This window comes from Crossiella sp. SN42, assembly GCF_023897065.1.
GTDB lineage: Bacteria > Actinomycetota > Actinomycetes > Mycobacteriales > Pseudonocardiaceae > Crossiella.
In genome coordinates this window covers 1-16,886 of record NZ_JAMHIV010000054.1, presented here as the reverse complement: position 1 = coordinate 16,886, position 16,886 = coordinate 1, and the positions used below count along the sequence as shown (strand labels likewise).

Annotated in this window: 14 protein-coding genes and 1 pseudogene; 8 read left to right on the top strand and 7 right to left on the bottom strand. The window is 70.9% G+C overall.

The features are described 5' to 3' along the window. Window positions 1-233: 233 nt before the first annotated feature. On the top strand, window positions 234-2,261 hold the full coding sequence (locus tag M8C13_RS41440) for a neutral/alkaline ceramidase (RefSeq protein WP_252486314.1): 2,028 nt from the start codon (window positions 234-236) through the stop codon (window positions 2,259-2,261). On the opposite strand, the gene M8C13_RS41435 is transcribed toward M8C13_RS41440, so the two are convergent. From M8C13_RS41435 to M8C13_RS41420, 4 genes are all read right to left on the bottom strand, one after another. Further along, window positions 2,258-2,968: a dienelactone hydrolase family protein gene (locus tag M8C13_RS41435; RefSeq protein ID WP_252486313.1), complete on the bottom strand. Its 711-nt coding sequence runs from the start codon at window positions 2,966-2,968 to the stop codon at window positions 2,258-2,260. The genes M8C13_RS41440 and M8C13_RS41435 overlap by 4 nt on opposite strands. 648 nt (window positions 2,969-3,616) lie before the next feature. After that, on the bottom strand, window positions 3,617-4,615 hold the full coding sequence (locus tag M8C13_RS41430; RefSeq protein WP_252486338.1) for an esterase-like activity of phytase family protein: 999 nt from the start codon (window positions 4,613-4,615) through the stop codon (window positions 3,617-3,619). Between the two features lie 59 nt (window positions 4,616-4,674). Continuing rightward, window positions 4,675-6,087, bottom strand: a complete 1,413-nt coding sequence (gene hflX, locus M8C13_RS41425; protein ID WP_252486312.1) for a GTPase HflX — start codon at window positions 6,085-6,087, stop codon at window positions 4,675-4,677. A 109-nt stretch (window positions 6,088-6,196) separates the two neighbouring features. After that, window positions 6,197-7,111, bottom strand: coding sequence for an NADP-dependent oxidoreductase (locus tag M8C13_RS41420; protein WP_252486311.1), 915 nt, complete (start codon window positions 7,109-7,111; stop codon window positions 6,197-6,199). A gap of 77 nt (window positions 7,112-7,188) precedes the next feature. Between M8C13_RS41420 and M8C13_RS41415 the strand changes: the two genes are divergently transcribed. Continuing rightward, window positions 7,189-7,602 carry a helix-turn-helix domain-containing protein gene (locus M8C13_RS41415; protein ID WP_252486310.1) on the top strand — a complete coding sequence of 138 codons (414 nt, stop codon included), beginning with the start codon at window positions 7,189-7,191 and terminating at the stop codon, window positions 7,600-7,602. On the opposite strand, the gene dapF is transcribed toward M8C13_RS41415, so the two are convergent. The 3 genes from dapF to M8C13_RS41400 are packed head-to-tail and all read right to left on the bottom strand — an operon-like array spanning window position 7,569 to window position 10,060. Further along, window positions 7,569-8,411: a diaminopimelate epimerase gene (dapF, locus tag M8C13_RS41410; RefSeq protein ID WP_252486309.1), complete on the bottom strand. Its 843-nt coding sequence runs from the start codon at window positions 8,409-8,411 to the stop codon at window positions 7,569-7,571. The genes M8C13_RS41415 and dapF overlap by 34 nt on opposite strands. A 4-nt stretch (window positions 8,412-8,415) precedes the next feature. Beyond that, window positions 8,416-9,309, bottom strand: coding sequence for a tRNA (adenosine(37)-N6)-dimethylallyltransferase MiaA (miaA, locus tag M8C13_RS41405; RefSeq protein ID WP_252486337.1), 894 nt, complete (start codon window positions 9,307-9,309; stop codon window positions 8,416-8,418). 52 nt (window positions 9,310-9,361) lie between these two features. Further along, window positions 9,362-10,060, bottom strand: coding sequence for a class III extradiol dioxygenase subunit B-like domain-containing protein (locus M8C13_RS41400; protein WP_252486308.1), 699 nt, complete (start codon window positions 10,058-10,060; stop codon window positions 9,362-9,364). A gap of 216 nt (window positions 10,061-10,276) precedes the next feature. Between M8C13_RS41400 and M8C13_RS41395 the strand changes: the two genes are divergently transcribed. The 6 genes and pseudogenes from M8C13_RS41395 (at window position 10,277) to M8C13_RS45210 (ending at window position 16,860) form a co-directional block, all read left to right on the top strand. Further along, window positions 10,277-11,596: a DUF349 domain-containing protein gene (locus tag M8C13_RS41395; RefSeq protein WP_252486307.1), complete on the top strand. Its 1,320-nt coding sequence runs from the start codon at window positions 10,277-10,279 to the stop codon at window positions 11,594-11,596. Window positions 11,597-11,794: 198 nt separating this feature from the next. After that, window positions 11,795-14,086 (top strand): Tat pathway signal sequence domain protein, encoded by a 2,292-nt coding sequence (locus tag M8C13_RS41390; protein WP_252486306.1) that lies wholly within the window; start codon window positions 11,795-11,797, stop codon window positions 14,084-14,086. 56 nt (window positions 14,087-14,142) lie between these two features. After that, window positions 14,143-15,327: pseudogene (locus M8C13_RS41385) on the top strand (alpha-galactosidase); the annotation flags it as partial. Then, a complete protein-coding gene (locus M8C13_RS45915; RefSeq protein ID WP_374213345.1) occupies window positions 15,234-15,572 on the top strand; it encodes an NPCBM/NEW2 domain-containing protein in 339 nt (112 codons plus the stop codon). The pseudogene M8C13_RS41385 and the gene M8C13_RS45915, both read left to right, overlap by 94 nt. Window positions 15,573-15,791: 219 nt before the next feature. Beyond that, the gene (locus tag M8C13_RS45910; protein ID WP_374213349.1) at window positions 15,792-15,866 is read left to right on the top strand and encodes a putative leader peptide; all 75 of its coding nucleotides are present in this window, start codon (window positions 15,792-15,794) and stop codon (window positions 15,864-15,866) included. A gap of 49 nt (window positions 15,867-15,915) precedes the next feature. Continuing rightward, complete coding sequence (locus M8C13_RS45210) at window positions 15,916-16,860, top strand: hypothetical protein (RefSeq protein WP_305884056.1); 945 nt, start codon at window positions 15,916-15,918, stop codon at window positions 16,858-16,860. Window positions 16,861-16,886: the final 26 nt, after the last annotated feature.

The window sequence follows — 16,886 nt, the reverse complement described above, 5'->3', positions numbered from 1 at the left end:
GCGGCGCTGCCGAGACGACCAAGTACGCCCAGTACGAGGCCGCCTCGGCAGCACCGCCAGGGGCGACCTGGACTCCGGCGCTCATCGACCGAGATCCACCAGACACCGCCCGGCGTGATCCACCGCCGCCATACGTGAGATGGGTTCACATTCGCCGTGACCCTCGCTACCTTCAAGCGAACGCTTGCCGTGTCCCAGGTCACAGCCACCACTGGCCGGAAGGGCTGATTCCCATGCGCCTGCACCGCATCAGACCTGCCCTGACCCTCGTCCTGGCCGCCCTGCTCGGCGCCGGGGTGCTGACCCAGCTGGACCCGGCGTCGGCGGAGCCCGCGGACACCTACCTGGTGGGCCGGGGCATCGCCGACGTGACGGGTGAGCCGGCCGAGCGCGGCATGATGGGCTACGCCAAGCTGGACCAGCAGACCGCCGGGATCCACCAGCGGCAGCGGTCCAGGGCGTTCGTGGTGGCCGACTCCGGTGGGGCGCAACGGGTCGCGCTGGTCACGGTGGACGTGGGGCAGATCTTCGCCAGCGTCCGGCAGGCGGTGCTCAAGCGGCTCGGACAGGAGCTGGGCGGGCAGTACACCGACGCGAACCTGTCGCTCTCGGCCACGCACACCCATTCCGGGCCGGGCGGGTACTCGCACTACTCGCTCTACAACATCACGACTTTCGGCTACCACGACGACACGTTCAAGGCGATCGTGGACGGCATCGTGCAGTCGGTGAAGCTGGCGCACCAGGACCTGGCGCCGGGCACGGTGCGGCTGGGCAAGGGCGAGCTGCGGGATGCCAGCGTGAACCGGTCGCGGCGGGCCTTCGACCGGAACCCGGCCGCGGACAAGGCGTACTTCCCGCAGGGCATCGACCCGCAGACCACGTTGCTGCGCTTCGAGCGCGGCGGCAAGCCGGTGGGCGCGCTGAACTTCTTCGCCACCCACGGCACCAGCTTGCGCGGGGACCACAAGCTGATCTCCGGTGACAACAAGGGTTACGCGTCCTACCACTGGGAGCGCGATGTCAGCGGGGTGGACTACCTCAGCGGCTCGCCCGGTTTTGTCGCCGCCTTCGCCCAGACCAGCGCCGGTGACATGAGCCCGAACCTGGCGCTGAAGCCGGGCACCGGTCCCACCGGCGACCACATCGCGAACACCAAGATCATCGGTGAGCGCCAGTTCGCCGCGGCCAAGCGGCTGCTGGACGGCGGCGGCACCGCGGTCACCGGCAGCATCGGCTCCCGGATGTCCTTCGTGGACTTCAGCAACGTCTCGGTGCGCCCGGAGTTCACCGGCGACGGCGCAACGCACCAGACCTGTGGCGCGGCCATGGGCGCGTCCTTCGCCGCGGGCAGCACCGAGGACGGGCCGGGCCCGGACATCTTCAAGGAGGGGGTCGGCAACAACCCGCTGATCGAACTGGTCACCAAGGCCCGCTACCAGGCCTCGCCGGAGCTGCGGGCCTGCCAGGCGCCCAAGGACATCCTGCTGGACACCGGCTCGCTGGGCCTGACCCCGAAGATCCTGCCGGTGCAGGTGCTCAAGATCGGCCAGTTCTACCTGGCCACCATGTCCAAGGAGACCACCATCGTGGCCGGTCTGCGGCTGCGCAGGACGGTGGCCGCGGCGACCGGGGCCCCGCTGGAGAACGTGCTGGTCTCCGGCTACACCAACGACTACTCGGGCTACCTGACCACGCCGGAGGAGTACGACCAGCAGGACTACGAGGGCGGCCACACCATGTTCGGCCGCTGGGCGCTGCCCGCCTACCAGCAGGAGTTCGCCAGGGTCGCAGGCGACCTGAAGGCAGGGCGCGGCACCAACCCCGGCCCCGCGGTGCCGGACCTGTCCGGCTCGAAGTGGACCGTGCAGCCCGGCGTGGTCCTGGACGCCCCGCCCACCGGCCACAACTTCGGCGACACGGTCACTCCTCCGTCGGCCTCCTACACCAAGGGCCAGCAGGTGAAGGTCGAGTTCGCCGGCGCGCACCCGAACAACAACCTGCACCGCGGCGGCAGCTACCTGGAGGTCCAGCGCCAGGAGGGCAGCACCTGGAAGCGGGTCGCCGACGACGGCGACTGGTCCACCAAGTTCCACTGGGCCCGCTGGGGCGCGGCCGCCTCCCGCGTCACGGTGACCTGGGACATCCCGGCCAACGCCCAGCCCGGGAAGTACCGGATCGTGTACTCCGGCGACGCGAAAGCCTTGTCCACCAAGGTCACCGCGTTCACGGGCACGTCGCCGGAGTTCACCGTGAGCTAGACCGGCAACACCCGCCCCAGGAACTCCTCCGTCAACCGCCAGGCCCTGGCCGCCGCCTCCGGGTGGTGGAACGCCGGGGCCATGCGGTTGTGGAAGGCGTGACCGGCGTCCTCCTGGACGTGCAGCTCGACATGCGGCTTGCCCTCGGCCGCGGCTTCCACCTTGGCGATGTCCTCACGGGCGATGTAGGGGTCGTCGCCGCCGAAGTGCATCAGGGTGGGCACGCTGATCTTGTCGAGCAGGGCCGCACTGTCCGGCACAACCGAGCCGTAGAAGGAGACCACGGCGTCCGGGTTTCCTTGCGCACCAAGGAAGAAGGTCATCGAACCCCCGAAGCAGAAGCCCAGCGCGCCGACGGGCTGCCCGGCGACTTCAGGCAGTCCGCGCAGGACGTCGAGGGAGGCCTGGCAGTCGAGGACGCCACGGGGGAAGTCGTACTGGCCGACGAGCGCCATGGAGGCTTGCAGACCGGCGTCGTCATGGTCGGCGGCCCAGTTGCGGTGCTGCCGCCAGAAGAGGTCGGGGGCGGCGACCACGTAACCGAGGGCGGCCAGGTCCTCAGCCACGGCACGGATGTAGGGGCCGACGCCGAAGACCTCCTGGACGAGCAGGATGCCGGGCCGCGGAGTCTCGGGAGCGTCCGGAAGCCAGACGGTGAGGTCAAAGGTGCCGTCAGAGACGGTGACGGTCTCCATGCGCGTCGTCATTGACGCCATGTTAGGAGCACTGATGCACCGGGGTTCGGGCGCAGCCCGGGGTTGAAAACCCACAAAGCGAGCCTCTCGTCTTCTCCGTACGGCCTGGAGACCGCTAACCGCGCCTCCCCGCCCGGCCCCTGCAACCTGCCGCCGCCCTAGCTTCGCAACGTGACGGGGGCCGGGTGGGGAGGTGTGGTTTGCTGTCGGAAGGTCGTGCGGAGAAGACGAGAGGCTCGCGAGCACGCTGGAATCGGCCCCGGCAACCCGAACCCCGCCCCGCAACCTGCTTGTCCCGGCTTTTGACTTGTCAACCCCTCCGGGGGTCTGCCCGTCCGGCGAGGACACTTCTTTTGATCTTCGGGGTTTCAGTCGAAGATCAAAGTCAAGAGCGTCCTCGCCGGACGGGCAGAGATCAAAGCATGGGGGGAAAGTCACAGGCAGAGACGCAAGCGGGTCTTGAGATTCCCCATGCCCGTCAACCTTCCGAAATCGAACCACATCCCAGCGAGCAGCCGCCGTCACGTGGCGTGGCTTTGGCGGCGGTTGCTGTGAGCGTCTGCTCGCTGGGATGTGGTGCGATGTCTCCAGGTTGACGGGCATGGGGAACCTCAAGACTTCGGACAAGTTTTGAAAAGCCAGCCCGTCGCTGGTTGCTCGCTAGCGCTTTGCTTTTCGCGTGCGGCTGACGAGGAAAACCACTGCGACTACGCCAACTCCGGCCAGCAGGATCGCGCCCCAGGACGTGCCGCCTCCGCTGCCTTCGTCTGTGGGTTGGCCCGCTGCCTGGTTCCCGGTGCCGTTCGGTGCCTTCGTCTCCGACTTCTGGGCTGGGGCTGGGGCGTTGCCGCTGGCGAACTTCACCGCGCCGGGGACCGCTCTGATGGGGTCCATTTCCTCGGAGCCGGACAACAGGGTGCCGTCTGGGTCGAATGCGATGGCTTCGCCCTGGGACTCGTTTGGCAGGGGGATTCGCACCGGGTCGCGTTTGAGGGCTTCGGCCAGGTCGCCGTCGGGGGCTGGGAACAGGAGGGCGTCGGTGTAAGTGCGCAGGGCGGCCATGGTGCCGTCTTGGTTTACCGCGCCGCCGGTTACCAGGACTGAGCCGATGCCGCCTACTGGGCCGCCGGGGGTGCTGGTGGTGGTGATGCGGATGGTGCCGACCTTCTCCAGCGCCGTGGGGCCGGGCGCCGTCAGTGCCTTGCTGGGGCGGTAGATGCCAGCCGGGGCGAAGGGCTCCTTGGTGACGATGTACGGGGTGCCTTTGCGGTCCAGCAGCAGGGCTTCGGCGTCGTGGGGGCCGTCTGGGTAGGTCAGGCGGTAGAGGGTCGCCTTGCCGTTGGGGGTCAGGGCGTGCAGGGCGATGTTGTCGCGTTTTTTGCCGTTGTCGCCGGTGTCGGCGAGCCAGAGGGTGCCGTCGGCGGCTCTGGCCAGGTCTTCGACGTCGAAGGGGTCGGTGGCGTTGGTGATGGTGCGTTCGACCTTGCAGTCCGGGGTGAGGACCAGGACTTGCAGGCGGGAACCGCCGTCGGCCATGGCGTACCAGCGTTTGCCGTCGCTGGCCAGGCCGCTGAGCTCCTTGAGGCGTTTGTCGGTGTAGCGGCACTTCTCGACCGGGGCCGGTGGGTCGGCGGCGGCCAGTGCGGGGGCCGCCGACATGCACAACAGCGCTGCCGTTGTTGCCAGCAGCGCTGTTGTGCGGGTCAGCAGCCTTCTGATCACGCCCGGTGGTCCGCGAACTCGCCGAGTTGACCTGCCAGTTCCGGCTTGACCCTGGCGCGCAGCTCGGTGCCGTCCTCGGTGTGCTTCTCGGTCAGCACCTCGCCCTCGGTGTGCACCCGGGAGACCAGCTCGCCCCTGCTGTACGGGATGAGCAGCTCCACCAGGACCTCCGGCCGCGGGATGCGGTCGGCGAGCAGGGCGCGCAGGGAGTCGATGCCCGCTCCGGTGTGCGCGGAGACGAACACCGCGTCCGGGAACAGGTGGCGCAGCCGGGTCGCGGTCAGTTCATCGGCCTGGTCCAGCTTGTTCACCACCAGGATCTCCGGCGGCATCGGCGTGTCCCGGTTGGCGATGATCTCGGTGAAGACCTCGCGCACCGCGGAGACCTGACGTTCCGGCAGCGGGTCCGAACCGTCCACCACGTGCAGGATGAGGTCCGCGTCGGCAACCTCCTCCAGGGTGGAGCGGAAGGACTCGACCAGCTGGTGCGGCAGGTGCCGCACGAAGCCGACCGTGTCGGTCAGGGTGAAGCCGCGGCCGTCCGGGGTCACCGCGCGCCGGGTGGTCGGGTCCAGGGTCGCGAACAGCGCGTCCTCGACCAGCACACCGGCGTTGGTGAGCGCGTTGAGCAGGCTGGACTTGCCCGCGTTGGTGTACCCGGCGATGGCCACGTTCGGCACCAGGTTGGCCACCCGCATGCCGCGTTTGGTCTCCCTGACCGTGCCCATCGCACGGATCTCCTTGCGCAGCTTGGCCATCCGCTTGGTGATCCGCCTGCGGTCGGTCTCCAGCTTGGTCTCACCGGGACCACGCAGACCCACACCGGCGTTGCCACCGGCGCGGCCACCGGCCTGCCTGGACAGCGACTCACCCCAGCCGCGCAGCCTGGGCAGCAGGTACTGCAACTGGGCCAGCTCGACCTGCACCTTGCCGGCCCGTGAGCTGGCGTGCTGGGCGAAGATGTCCAGGATCAGCGCGGTCCGGTCGACCACCTTGACCTTGAGCTTCTCCTCCAGCTGACGCAGCTGGCCGGGTGAGAGCTCACCGTCGCAGATGACCGTGTCGGCGCCGGTCGCGATGACCGACTCGCGCAGCTCCAGGACCTTGCCCGAGCCGATGTAGGTGGCCGGGTCCGGTTTCTGGCGGCGCTGGATGAGTCCTTCCAGGACCTCCGCGCCCGCGGTCTCGGCCAGCCGGGCCAGCTCCGCGAGCGAGGCTTCCGCCTCCTCGGCGTCGCCCTCGGTCCACACGCCGACCAGCACTACCCGCTCGAGCCGGAGCTGCCGGTACTCGACCTCGCTGATGTCCGCGAGTTCGGTGGACAGCCCGGCGACCCTGCGGAGTGCGGCACGGTCGGCCAGTTCCATCTCGCCGGTCGAGAGGATGTCCGTCTCGTCGGCCTGTGTCATGAAGTCCGTCATACGCCACCCAGTGTCCCACGTTCCGCCAGTGATTTCCGGGGCGAAGCGAGGGTTTCGGGTCACCCACCACCGGATGGGTGACCCGAACGGGTGAGAGTCAGGGGGCCAGCACGATCCGGCCGCGGTACCCACCGGCGGCCAGCTTGGTGTAGGCCTCGGTGACCTGCTCGAACGGCAGCACCTCGGCCACCCGCACGCTCAGCTCGCCCTTGGCCACCAGCTCGGACAGCTCGGTCAGCCGGGCCCCGTCCGCGGTGACCAGCACCGCGAGCAGCCGCACGTCCCGGTCGCTCGCCGGCTTGCTGCCGTCCACGCTGACAAAACCGCCCCCGTCACGCACCGCGGCCAGCGCGGCCTCCCCCACCTTCGCCGCGTCGATCACGCCGTCCACCTGCCCGAACGTGGTCAGCGAGGCGCCGCGCGGGATGAACTCGGCCGCGCCGAAACCGCGCACCAGCTCCTCGTCGGCCGCGCCGGCGGTGGCGATCACCCGCAGCCCGCGCGCCTTGCCCAGCTCCACCGCGTACCCACCGACCCCGCCCGCCGCGCCGGTGACCAGCAGCGTGCTGCCCTCTGCCAGCTCCAGCAGGTCGATGGCCTGGTCCGCGGTCAGCGAGTTCAGCGGCAGGCTGGCCGCCTCCGCGGCGGTCTTGCCCGCCGGGAACGGGGCCAGGTCGGTCGCGGGCAGCACCGCGTACTCGGCTTGCACGTCCGGCACCCGGTCCAGCTGGTCGGACAGGCCGATCACCCGGTCGCCTGCCGCGTAGCCGGTGACGCCCTCGCCGACCGCGTCCACCACACCGGCCACGTCCCAGCCCACGCCGTAGGCATCCAGCTGCGCCAGCCGGTTCAGCTTGACGAAGTACCCGCTCGCGCTGAGCAGGTCCACCGGGTTGAGGGCGGCCGCCTCCACCTTGATCCGCACCTGGCCCGCGCCGGGCTCGGGCACGGCCACCTCCGCGACCTCCAGCACCTCGGGGCCGCCGAACTTCTTGATCAGAATCGCTCGCATGACCCAAAACCTAGAGTGAGCTACTCTCCATCGGGAAGTACGTACCTGGAAGTGCGTACCTAACCCGAAGGAGAGCGATGGCCACGCTGACCGCGGCCCAGCGCAGAGAAGCCGAGCGCGAGGCCTACGACGCCTACCTGGCGGCCTGCCCGACCCGGAACCTGCTGGACCGGATCAGCGACAAGTGGGTCACCCTGCTGCTGTGCGCGCTGGAGGACGGGCCGCGCCGGTACAACGAGCTCTCCCGCAAACTGGCCGGGATCAGCCAGAAGATGCTCACCCAGACCCTGCGCACGCTGGAACGCGACGGCCTGGTCACCCGCGAGGTGACCCCGTCGGTGCCGGTGCGGGTCGACTACGCGCTGACGCCGCTGGGCGCGAGCCTGCGCGCCACCGTGCAGCAGCTCAAGCTGTGGGCCGAGGCCAACATGGACGAGGTGTACCTGGCCCGCGCGGGTTACGACGCGCGGACCGAGTCCCACCAGGACTGAGCCAGCACACCCCTGGCGACCTCGACCGCGGGGCCGGTGAGCGTGGCCCGCTGGGCCTGCACCGCGACCCTGACCTGGCCGCCGGGGATGTCCACGGTGACCTCGCCGGTGCCGCGCCCGGTCAGGTGCAGCGCGGCGGCCGCGGTGGCCACCGTGCCGGTGCCGCAGGAGCGGGTCTCCCCCACGCCGCGCTCGTAGACCCGCATGCGCAGCGCGCCAGGACCCAGGGTGCGCACGAACTCCACGTTGACCCCGCGCGGGAACACCGCCGGGTCGTGGCCGGGCGCGGTGCTCAGGTCGAGCTCGTCCAGCCCGCCGTCCAGCGGGCAGACCAGGTGCGGGTTGCCCACGTCGACCGCGACCCCCGGGTACTCCCGGCCGCCCAGGGTGGCGGTGGAGCGGCCGAACACGGTGACCGGGCCCATGTCCACGGTGACCGTGCCGTCGGCGTGCGTGCGCACCGGCCGGATCCCGGCCCTGGTGCCCACCGCGAATTCGCCTGCCTCGGCCAGGCCCTGGTCCACCAGGTAGCGGGCGAAGACCCGGACGCCGTTGCCGCACATCTCGGCGATGGAGCCGTCGGCGTTGCGGTAGTCCATGAACCACTCGGCGGCCTCGACCCCGGCCGGGGCGTCGGCGAGCTTGGCGGTGCGCACCACGCGCAGCACCCCGTCCGCGCCCAGCCCGCGCTGCCGGTCACACAGCGCGCGCACCAGCGCCTCGGTCAGCGCCAGCTCCCCGTCCTCATCGGGCAGGACCACGAAGTCGTTCTCAGTGCCGTGCCACTTGGCGAACTCCACACCAGCCACCAGTTCAGACTACGTCCAGCACGGCCCGGTCAAGGCCGGGGTCCGCCGGGTCGAACCAGTGCGTGCGCTTGTCCCTGCGGAACCAGGAACGCTGCCGCCGGACGAACCGCCGGGTGGCCCGGGTGGTGAGCTCGGCCGCGGTCGCCAGGTCGTGCTCACCGTCGAAGGCGGCCAGCACCTGCTGGTAGCCCAGCGCCCTGGACGCGGTGAGTCCGTCCCGCAGCCCGGCCGCCTCCAGCTTGCGCACCTCCTCGACCAGCCCGCCCGCGAACATCCCGGCCGTGCGCTGCTCGATCCGGGCGTCCAGCGCGGGTAACTCCGGGGCCAAGCCGATGATCACCGTGTCGTAGCGGGGCGGCCCTGGCGTGGGCAGGGTCGCGGAGAACGGCTGCCCGGTGAGCCGGATGACCTCCAGCGCGCGCACCACCCGGCGCCCGTTGCTGGGCAGGATGGCCGCGGCGGCCACCGGGTCCCGCTCGGCCAGCCGGTCGTGCAGCACCGCCGAACCGACCTCGGCCAGCTCGGCCTCCAGCTCGGCGCGCAGGTCCGGGTCGGTGCCGGGGAACTCCAGGTCGTCCAGCACCGACTGCACGTACAGCCCGGACCCGCCGACCAGGATCGGCACCCGGCCCGCCGCCAGCAGCTGCTCCACACAGGCTCTGGCCGCGCGCTGGTAGGCGGCCACCGCGGCGGTCTCGGTGACCTCCAGGACGTCGAGCAGGTGGTGCGGCACGCCCTCCCGCTCGGCCTCGGTGAGCTTGGCGGTGCCGATGTCCATGCCCCGGTAGAGCTGGGAAGCGTCCGCGTTGACCACCTCGCCGCCCAGTCGCTGAGCCAGCCGCACGCCCAGCCCGGACTTGCCGGAGGCGGTGGGGCCGACGATCGCGAGCGGACGCAGTGGAGGCACCCGGACAGCGTAATTCCCGCTGCGCCGGGTGTTCGCGAGCCGCCTAGACCCAGGTCGCCACGTGGTAGCCGACGCCGTAGGGACAGTCGGAGTAGAGCAGCTCGGCCCGCCAGTCCCGCCCGGCGGTGGCGGCCGCGGCCACCTGGTAGGCGGCCCGGCCGTGCGCCCACAGCTCGACGGCCAGCTCCGGGTCCAGCGCGGCCAGCGGGGCCGGATCGCCCCCGGCCAGCGCGCCGGAAATGGCCGCGTCGAAGGCGGGCGCGCGCTCATCCGGCGGGACCGGGGAGCGCGGGGTGAGCCGGGCCGAGGAGTCGGCGAGCACGAACAGGCCGGTCCGGGCCGGTCCGTCGGCCAGCCGGGTCCCCATTTCGTGGCATTCGGCCGGGGACAGGTCCGGCGGTAACAGGCGCACCTGCGCGGAGCGTGCGCCCGCGTGCGCGCGCAGCCAGCCCGCGACCAGCGCCGGGACCGGCAGCAGCGGATCGGCCGGGCCCTCCCCCGCGCCCAGGTCGACCTCCAGCTCGACGCCGAACCCGGCGAAGGTGCCCCTGGAGGCGGGTCCGAGGGTGGCGGGTCCGGCCTGGTCAACCGCTATCACCAGCCAGTCCTCGGCCACTTCGGTGAGGGTGCGGGCGGCGCGCAGGCAGGCTTGGCGCAACGCTTCGGTCTCGGTGGCGGCGCCGGTCACCAGTTCGGGTACCAACAGGGGTGGATGGGGCGCGAAGGCGACTCGGGCGATCACGAGCATCAAGGCTAGTGGGGCTCGGCGAGGGCCGACCGTAGGCAAAAGCAAGGTCACAACCTGGCCCAGGAGTACCACGAGCGGCCCTGACCTGTTTGAATGCGGCGTCGAGGACCGCGAGTGCCGGTCCTCGGCGACGTGCACTGGCCCCGCTGCTGCGGGGCGCCCGCGATCAGACGCGGGCGAGCGAGGCGGGCAGTCAAGGAGGAGCCGGCGATGACGGACCAGGACACGAACCTGGCGACTGTAGCTGCGGCCACACCGGCGCAGCACCCAGGCGGCGCGGGCCCGGCACCATCGGTGCCGGTCGCGTCCGACGATCCAGGCCGCTGGGGCAGGGTCGATGCCGATGGCACCGTGTACGTGCGCACCGAAGAGGGCGAGCGTTCGGTCGGGTCGTGGCAGGCGGGCGAGCCCGCCGAGGGGCTGGCGCACTTCGCGCGCCGCTTCGACGACGTGCGCACCGAGGTCGAGCTGCTGGACACCCGGCTGACCTCCGGCGCCGGTGACCCGAAGCAGGCGCTGGCCAGCGTGCGCACGATCAAGGACAGCCTGGCCGAGGCGCACGTGGTCGGCGACCTGGCCTCGCTGGCCGCGAAGCTGGAGACGCTGATCGTCAAGGCCGAGGCCGCGGTCGAGGCGGGCAAGGCCGCCAAGGAGGCCGCCCGGATCGAGGCGGTGGCCAAGAAGCAGGCGCTGGTCGACGAGGCCGAGCAGATCGCCGAGGACTCCACCCAGTGGAAGGTGGCCGGGGACCGGCTGCGCCAGATGCTGGACGAGTGGAAGGCCGTGCGCGGGGTCGACCGCAAGACCGACGAGCAGCTGTGGCGGCGCTTCGCCAAGGCCCGCGACGCCTTCAACCGGCGGCGCGGCTCGCACTTCGCGGACCTGGACCGGCAGCGGGCCACCGCGAAGCAGCGCAAGCAGGAGATCGTGGAGGAGGCCGAGCGGATCGCCGACTCCGACGACTGGGGCGACACGGCCACCCGCTACAAGGACCTGATGACGGAGTGGAAGGCCGCGGGCCGGGCTCCGAAGGACGCCGATGACGCGCTCTGGCAGCGTTTCCGCGGCGCGCAGGACCGGTTCTTCGCCCGCCGCTCCGAGGCCTTCTCCGAGCGGGACGCCGAGTTCGGCGAGAACGCCCGGCGCAAGGAAGAGCTGCTGGCCGAGGCCGAGCAGATCGACCCGGCCGGTCCCGGTGGGCTGGAGGCCGCGCGCGCCCAGCTGTACAAGCTGCAGGAGCGCTGGGACGAGATCGGCAAGGTGCCCAGGGAGCGGGTCCGCGAGCTGGAGGGCCGGCTGCGCGCGGTCGAGGAGAAGGTGCGCGGCGCGGTGGACGCGCAGTGGCGCCGCTCCGACCCGGAGGCCGAGGCCAGGGTCGCCCAGTTCCGCGAGCGGGTCGAGCAGTTCGAGTCCCAGGCGGCCAAGGCGCGCTCGGCGGGCAACGACCGCAAGGCCAAGGAGGCCGAGGCCCAGGCCGCGCAGTGGCGCGAGTGGCTGGCCGCCGCCGAGGACTCCCTCGCGAGCCGCTGACCAGCGACAGCTAGACCCCCGGTCCACTGCGGACCGGGGGTCTTTTTTGTCTGCCAAAGCCCGCTTCGAAAACCTATACATCCGATCTCTTACCTGGTCGGCGCATTGACTCGCCGGGGCCGCCACTCCTAACTTCGTGCACGACAACGGGGTCGAAGCCGCCATCGTCCCATCCACGTCAGCGGAAGAGGCTTGTCGATGGATGAGCAGAGATGGGATCTTTCTCGGCGGACCTTCCTGGTGGCCACCGCCGCGGCCGGAGTGGCTGGTGCGGCCGTGCCGGGAGTCGCGGCGGCAGCCGACCGCACCGGGATCACCGGACTGTCCGAAGTGGACTGGGCGAAGTTCCTGGCGGCGCAGGACCCGGTGTGGCGGAGGATGCCCGCCGAGTGGTGGCAGGGGCCGTTCCTCGGCGACGGCAGGCTGGGCTCGATCATCCGCAAGGAGCCGGGCCGCAACGCGATCCGGTTCAGCGTGCAGCACGCCGAGGTGCAGGACCACCGGCCGCGGTTCGGCAGCGGGCACGGCGTGTGCCGCCTGCCGGTGGGCCACCTGACCCTGGAACCGGCGGGCACGATCACCGGCGTGGACTGGCGGCTGGACCTGTGGCACGGCGAGTTCACCGGCACCGTGACCACCTCCGCGGGCACGCTGAGGCTGCGCGCGTTTGTGCACACCACCCGCTCGGTGCTGCTGGCCCAGGTGACGCCCAGCGGTGGTGAGCGGGTGCGCTGGGTCTTCCACCCCGAACCCGCGGTCAGCACCCGGCCCGACCCGCCGTCGGGCTACACCCCCAACCCGGACCCGGTGCTGGACACCAGCGGCGCGGAAAGCGTGGTGCGGCAGGAGATGCTGGCCGGTGGGCAGACCGCGACCGCCTACCGGAACCCGGCCTGGACCTCCGGCGAGCACACCCTGCTGCTCGCGGTGGCGCACAGCTTCCCGGCGCGCACCGCCGAGGCCGAGGCGCTCAAGCTGGTCCGCGAGGCGGCCTCGACCGGGGTCGCCGGACTGGTCGCCAGCCACCGGGAGTGGTGGCATGCCTTCTACCGCAGGAGCTTTGTCTCGCTGCCGGACCAGCGGTTGCAGAGCTTCTGGTGGATCCAGCTGTACAAGACCGCCGCCGGCACCAGGGCCGGCGGCACCGTGATGGCCACCTGCGGGCCGTGGTTCGAGCCGACCGGCTGGCCGGCGGTGTGGTGGAACCTCAACGTGCAGCTGGAGTACTGGCTCATCCACGGCAGCAACCACGTCGAGCTGGACGCGATCACCAGCACGCTGCGGGACAACCAGGCGCAGCTGATCAAGAACGTTCGGCCGGAGTACCAACATGATTCGGCCGGGGTCGGCCGCAGCACGGACCGCACCACGCTCAAGGGCAGCTACGTAGCCCGGCCCGGCGACGGCGGCGGCAGCCCCGAGGTCGGCAACCTGACCTGGGCGCTGCACAACGTGTGGCTGACCTACCGGCACACCATGGACGTCTCGATCCTGCGGGAGACGATCTTCCCGATCCTGCGCCGGGCCATCAACTACTACCTGCACTTCCTCAAGCCCGGTACCGACGGCAAGCTGCACCTGCCGGAGACCCACTCCCCCGAGTACGGCAACGCGCCGGACTGCAACTACGACCTGGCGCTGATCCGCTGGGGCTGCCGAACCTTGTTGTACGCCAACGAGAAGCTCGGCATCAACGATCCGCTGGCGACGAAGTGGCGGCAGGTGCTGCGCGAGCTGGTGCCGTACCCGAAGGACGCGAACGGGTTCATGATCGGCGCGGGGGTGCCGTACGAGAAGTCGCACCGGCACTACTCGCACCTGCTGATGGTGTACCCGCTCTACGAGATCACCGGCGAGGACCCGGCCCAGCGCGCGCTGATCGAGACCTCCATCAAGCACTGGCACGCCTTGCAGGGCGCGCATCGCGGCTACAGCTACACCGGGGCCGCCTCGATGCTGGCTGGGCTCGGCCGCGGCGACGAGGCGCTGGCCTACCTGCTGAAGTTCTTCGACCCCAGCACCAGGTACCCGGTCACCGAGAACACCATGTACCGCGAGGGCAGCCCGGTGGTGGAGACGCCGCTGTCGGCTGCGCAGTCCCTGCACGACATGCTGGTGCAGAGCTGGGGCGAGCTCATCCGGATCTTCCCGGCGGTGCCGCGCGGCTGGGCCGAGGTCACCGTGGACAAGTTCCTCACCGAGGGTGCGTTCGAGGTCAGCGCGGTCCGCAAGGGCGGGCGGACGCGGTGGATTGTGTTGCACAGCAAGGCGGGTTCGCCGTGCCGGGTGCGGCACGGGATCCTGCGGCCGATCCAGGTCAGCCGCCCGGACGGCTCGCCGGTCCGGTTCGGCGAGCGGCCCGGCGGCGTGGTCGAGATCGACCTGCCGCGCGGCGGCACCGCGGTGGTGCACCCGCAGGGCGCGCTGCCGGACCTGACCATCGCACCGGTCAAAATTTCCGGCCCCGGCCAGCCCTGGGGCCTGCCCTAGTCACCTCGCCGCCACGAAACCCGTTGCCGGAGGAAGGAGTTGTCGTGCGCAGAAGACTGACGGCCGTGCTGGCCGCGGCGTCCACCGTGGTCGCCGCGACCGGGCTCGTGCTGACCACCGTGGCCGCACCGCAGGCCGAGGCGCTGGAGAACGGACTGGCCCGCACACCCCCGATGGGCTTCAACAACTGGAACACCACGCACTGCCGCGCGGAGTTCAACGAGAAGATGGTCATGGACATGGCCGACATCTTCGTCAGCAAGGGCCTCAAGGACGTGGGCTATCAGTACGTCAACATCGACGACTGCTGGGCCAAGACCTCCCGCAACGCCCAGGGCGACCTGGAACCCGACCCGAAGCGGTTCCCGCGCGGCATCAAGTTCGTCGCCGACTACGTGCACGGCAAGGGCCTGAAGTTCGGCATCTACACCAGCGCGGGCACCAAGACCTGCAACACGCTCGGCTTCCCCGGCGGCCTCGGCCACGAGGAGCAGGACGCCAGGCTGTTCGCCTCCTGGGGCGTGGACTACCTCAAATATGACAACTGCAACAACCAGGGCGTGGACGCCAAACAGCGCTACCGCAAGATGCGCGACGCGCTGAAGGCCACCGGCCGCCCGATCGTGTTCTCCATCTGCGAGTGGGGCCAGAACAAGCCCTGGGAGTGGGCGCAGGACGTCGGCAACCTGTGGCGCACCACCGGTGACATCAACGACACCTGGGCCAAGATGGTGCAGATCTTCAAGAAGAACCTGCCACTGGCCCAGTACGCCAAGCCCGGCGCGTGGAACGACCCGGACATGCTGGAGGTCGGCAACGGCGGCATGACCCCGACGGAGTACCGCTCGCACTTCAGCCTGTGGGCGATCATGGCCGCGCCGCTGCTGATCGGCGCGGACCTGCGCAAGGTCAGCCAGGAGAACTTCGCCACCCTGCTGAACAAGGACGTCATCGACGTGGACCAGGACGTCAAGGGCGTGCAGGGCAGGCAGGTCAAGGCATCCGGCGGCACGTATGTGATCGCCAAGCCGCTGGCCGGCGGCGATGTCGCGGTGGCGCTGTTCAACGAGAACTCCTCGGCCCGGACCATCAGCACCACCGCCGCGGAGATCGGCCTGTCCGGCAACAACTTCCGGCTCAAGGACCTGTGGTCCAAGGCCACCGGCACCAGCACCGGCGCGATCAGCGCCTCCGTGCCCGCGCACGGCACGGTGATGTACCGGGTCAGCCGGGCCGGCGCGCAGACCCCGCCGCCGGTGACGGCAAGCCGCTGACCATCGGCGGCACCAGCTCGGTGGTCTTCGAGGTGCACGCGGACGGGGTCCGGAAGGCGGCCACCGGCGTGCTCACCGGGGCCGGCGGACCGACCACGGTCACCGCGGATGTCGGTGGCGCGGAACAACTCCGGCTGGTGGTCACCGACGGCGGGGACAACATCAACCACGACCACGCGGACTGGGCGGAGGCCAAGCTGACCTGCGGCTGATGCTGATGGCGTAACCACATCACTCGGATGGCCCGCATCGATCGGCGGTGTGCTGGCCCAGGATTGCAAGTCTCCCGCCGCCACGGGAGAACGCATTCCCGCCGCCACTGGGCCGTCTGGCGAGCCTGGCTGCGTACCTGGCCACCAGGAACGCGGCCAGGCGTCCAGGGGCTGAGAGCCCGTTGACACCACAAAACGATCGCCCCTAGCGTCAAACCCATGGCACCGCAGGCATTCCTGACCACCCGGGGTCACATCGACCTCGTCCGGGTGGCTTCCGCGGCCTGTCGCTGATCCCGTAGCGCAAGTCTCCCCTGCCACCAGAGACCCACGGGACAACTCCATGACACTGGCCGTTTCCCCCGACCTGCCCACCCTGCTCCGCACCGGACCGTTCCCGGCCGCGCTGCGCGCCGCGATCCAGGCCAGCGGCCTGAGCCTGGACCGGGTGCGGCACCGATTACGCACCCGCGGCGCCGCGGTGAGCGTGGCGACCCTGAGCAACTGGCAGTCCGGCCGCCGCCAGCCCGAACGCGAGGACTCCTTCCTGGTGCTGGCGCACCTGGAGTCCGTGCTCGGGCTGCCGGAGGCCGCGCTGCGCATCCTGGTCGGCCCGCCCCGCCCGCGCGGCAGGCACGCCATGACCCCGGTCCCCGCGCCGCCGGTGGAACAGCTCTGGTCCCGCCCGGACCGCCTCGGCGCTCTGCTGTCCACTGTGGACACCAGCTCGGACGGCCTGCTGACCAGGCTGAGCCAGCACGACCTGGTCGAGGTCGGCCGGGACGGGCGGCAGCGAAGCCTGCGGGTCAAGCAGGTGCTGCGCGCCGACGCCGACGGCGCGGACCGCTGGCTGGTGGTCTTCGACCCCCGGCACCCGCGCGGCCTGGCCGCCGACCTGGTCCCCTTGCGGCACTGCCGGTTGGGCACGGTCGCGGTCGATCCGGAGAGCGGGCTGATGGCCGCCGAGCTGCTCTTCGACATCCCGCTGGCCAGGGGCGAGACGGTGATGATGGAGTTCGAGATCCTCAGCCCGGCGGGCTCGCCGCCCCGCCAGGGCGAGATGTTCTGCCGCAAGTTCCGCCGCCCGGTCCGCGACTACCTGGCCGAGATCCGCTTCCACCCGGACGCCCTGCCGCAACGCGCCTACCAGGTCACCAGCCCGCTCAGCTCGCCGACCGGCACCCGCCGCCGGGCCCTCACCGTCTCGCCTGCCGGCTCGGTGCACGCCACCGCCCAGGACGTCGGCCCCGGCACCTTCGCCATCCGCTGGGACGGCGTTCCGGTCTGATCCCACGACAACGCCCCCGGGACCGG

What these genes read in the sequence shown, in the direction of transcription:
- M8C13_RS41415 (WP_252486310.1), top strand. Translation starts at nt 7,189, where the DNA reads ATGGCCACGCTGACCGCGGCCCAGCGCAGAGAAGCCGAGCGCGAGGCC.
- M8C13_RS41430 (WP_252486338.1), bottom strand. Translation starts at nt 4,615, where the DNA reads ATGTCGGCGGCCCCCGCACTGGCCGCCGCCGACCCACCGGCCCCGGTC.
- M8C13_RS41435 (WP_252486313.1), bottom strand. Translation starts at nt 2,968, where the DNA reads ATGACGACGCGCATGGAGACCGTCACCGTCTCTGACGGCACCTTTGAC.
- M8C13_RS41390 (WP_252486306.1), top strand. Translation starts at nt 11,795, where the DNA reads ATGGATGAGCAGAGATGGGATCTTTCTCGGCGGACCTTCCTGGTGGCC.
- hflX (WP_252486312.1), bottom strand. Translation starts at nt 6,087, where the DNA reads ATGACACAGGCCGACGAGACGGACATCCTCTCGACCGGCGAGATGGAA.
- M8C13_RS41440 (WP_252486314.1), top strand. Translation starts at nt 234, where the DNA reads ATGCGCCTGCACCGCATCAGACCTGCCCTGACCCTCGTCCTGGCCGCC.
- M8C13_RS41420 (WP_252486311.1), bottom strand. Translation starts at nt 7,111, where the DNA reads ATGCGAGCGATTCTGATCAAGAAGTTCGGCGGCCCCGAGGTGCTGGAG.
- M8C13_RS45210 (WP_305884056.1), top strand. Translation starts at nt 15,916, where the DNA reads ATGACACTGGCCGTTTCCCCCGACCTGCCCACCCTGCTCCGCACCGGA.
- M8C13_RS41395 (WP_252486307.1), top strand. Translation starts at nt 10,277, where the DNA reads ATGACGGACCAGGACACGAACCTGGCGACTGTAGCTGCGGCCACACCG.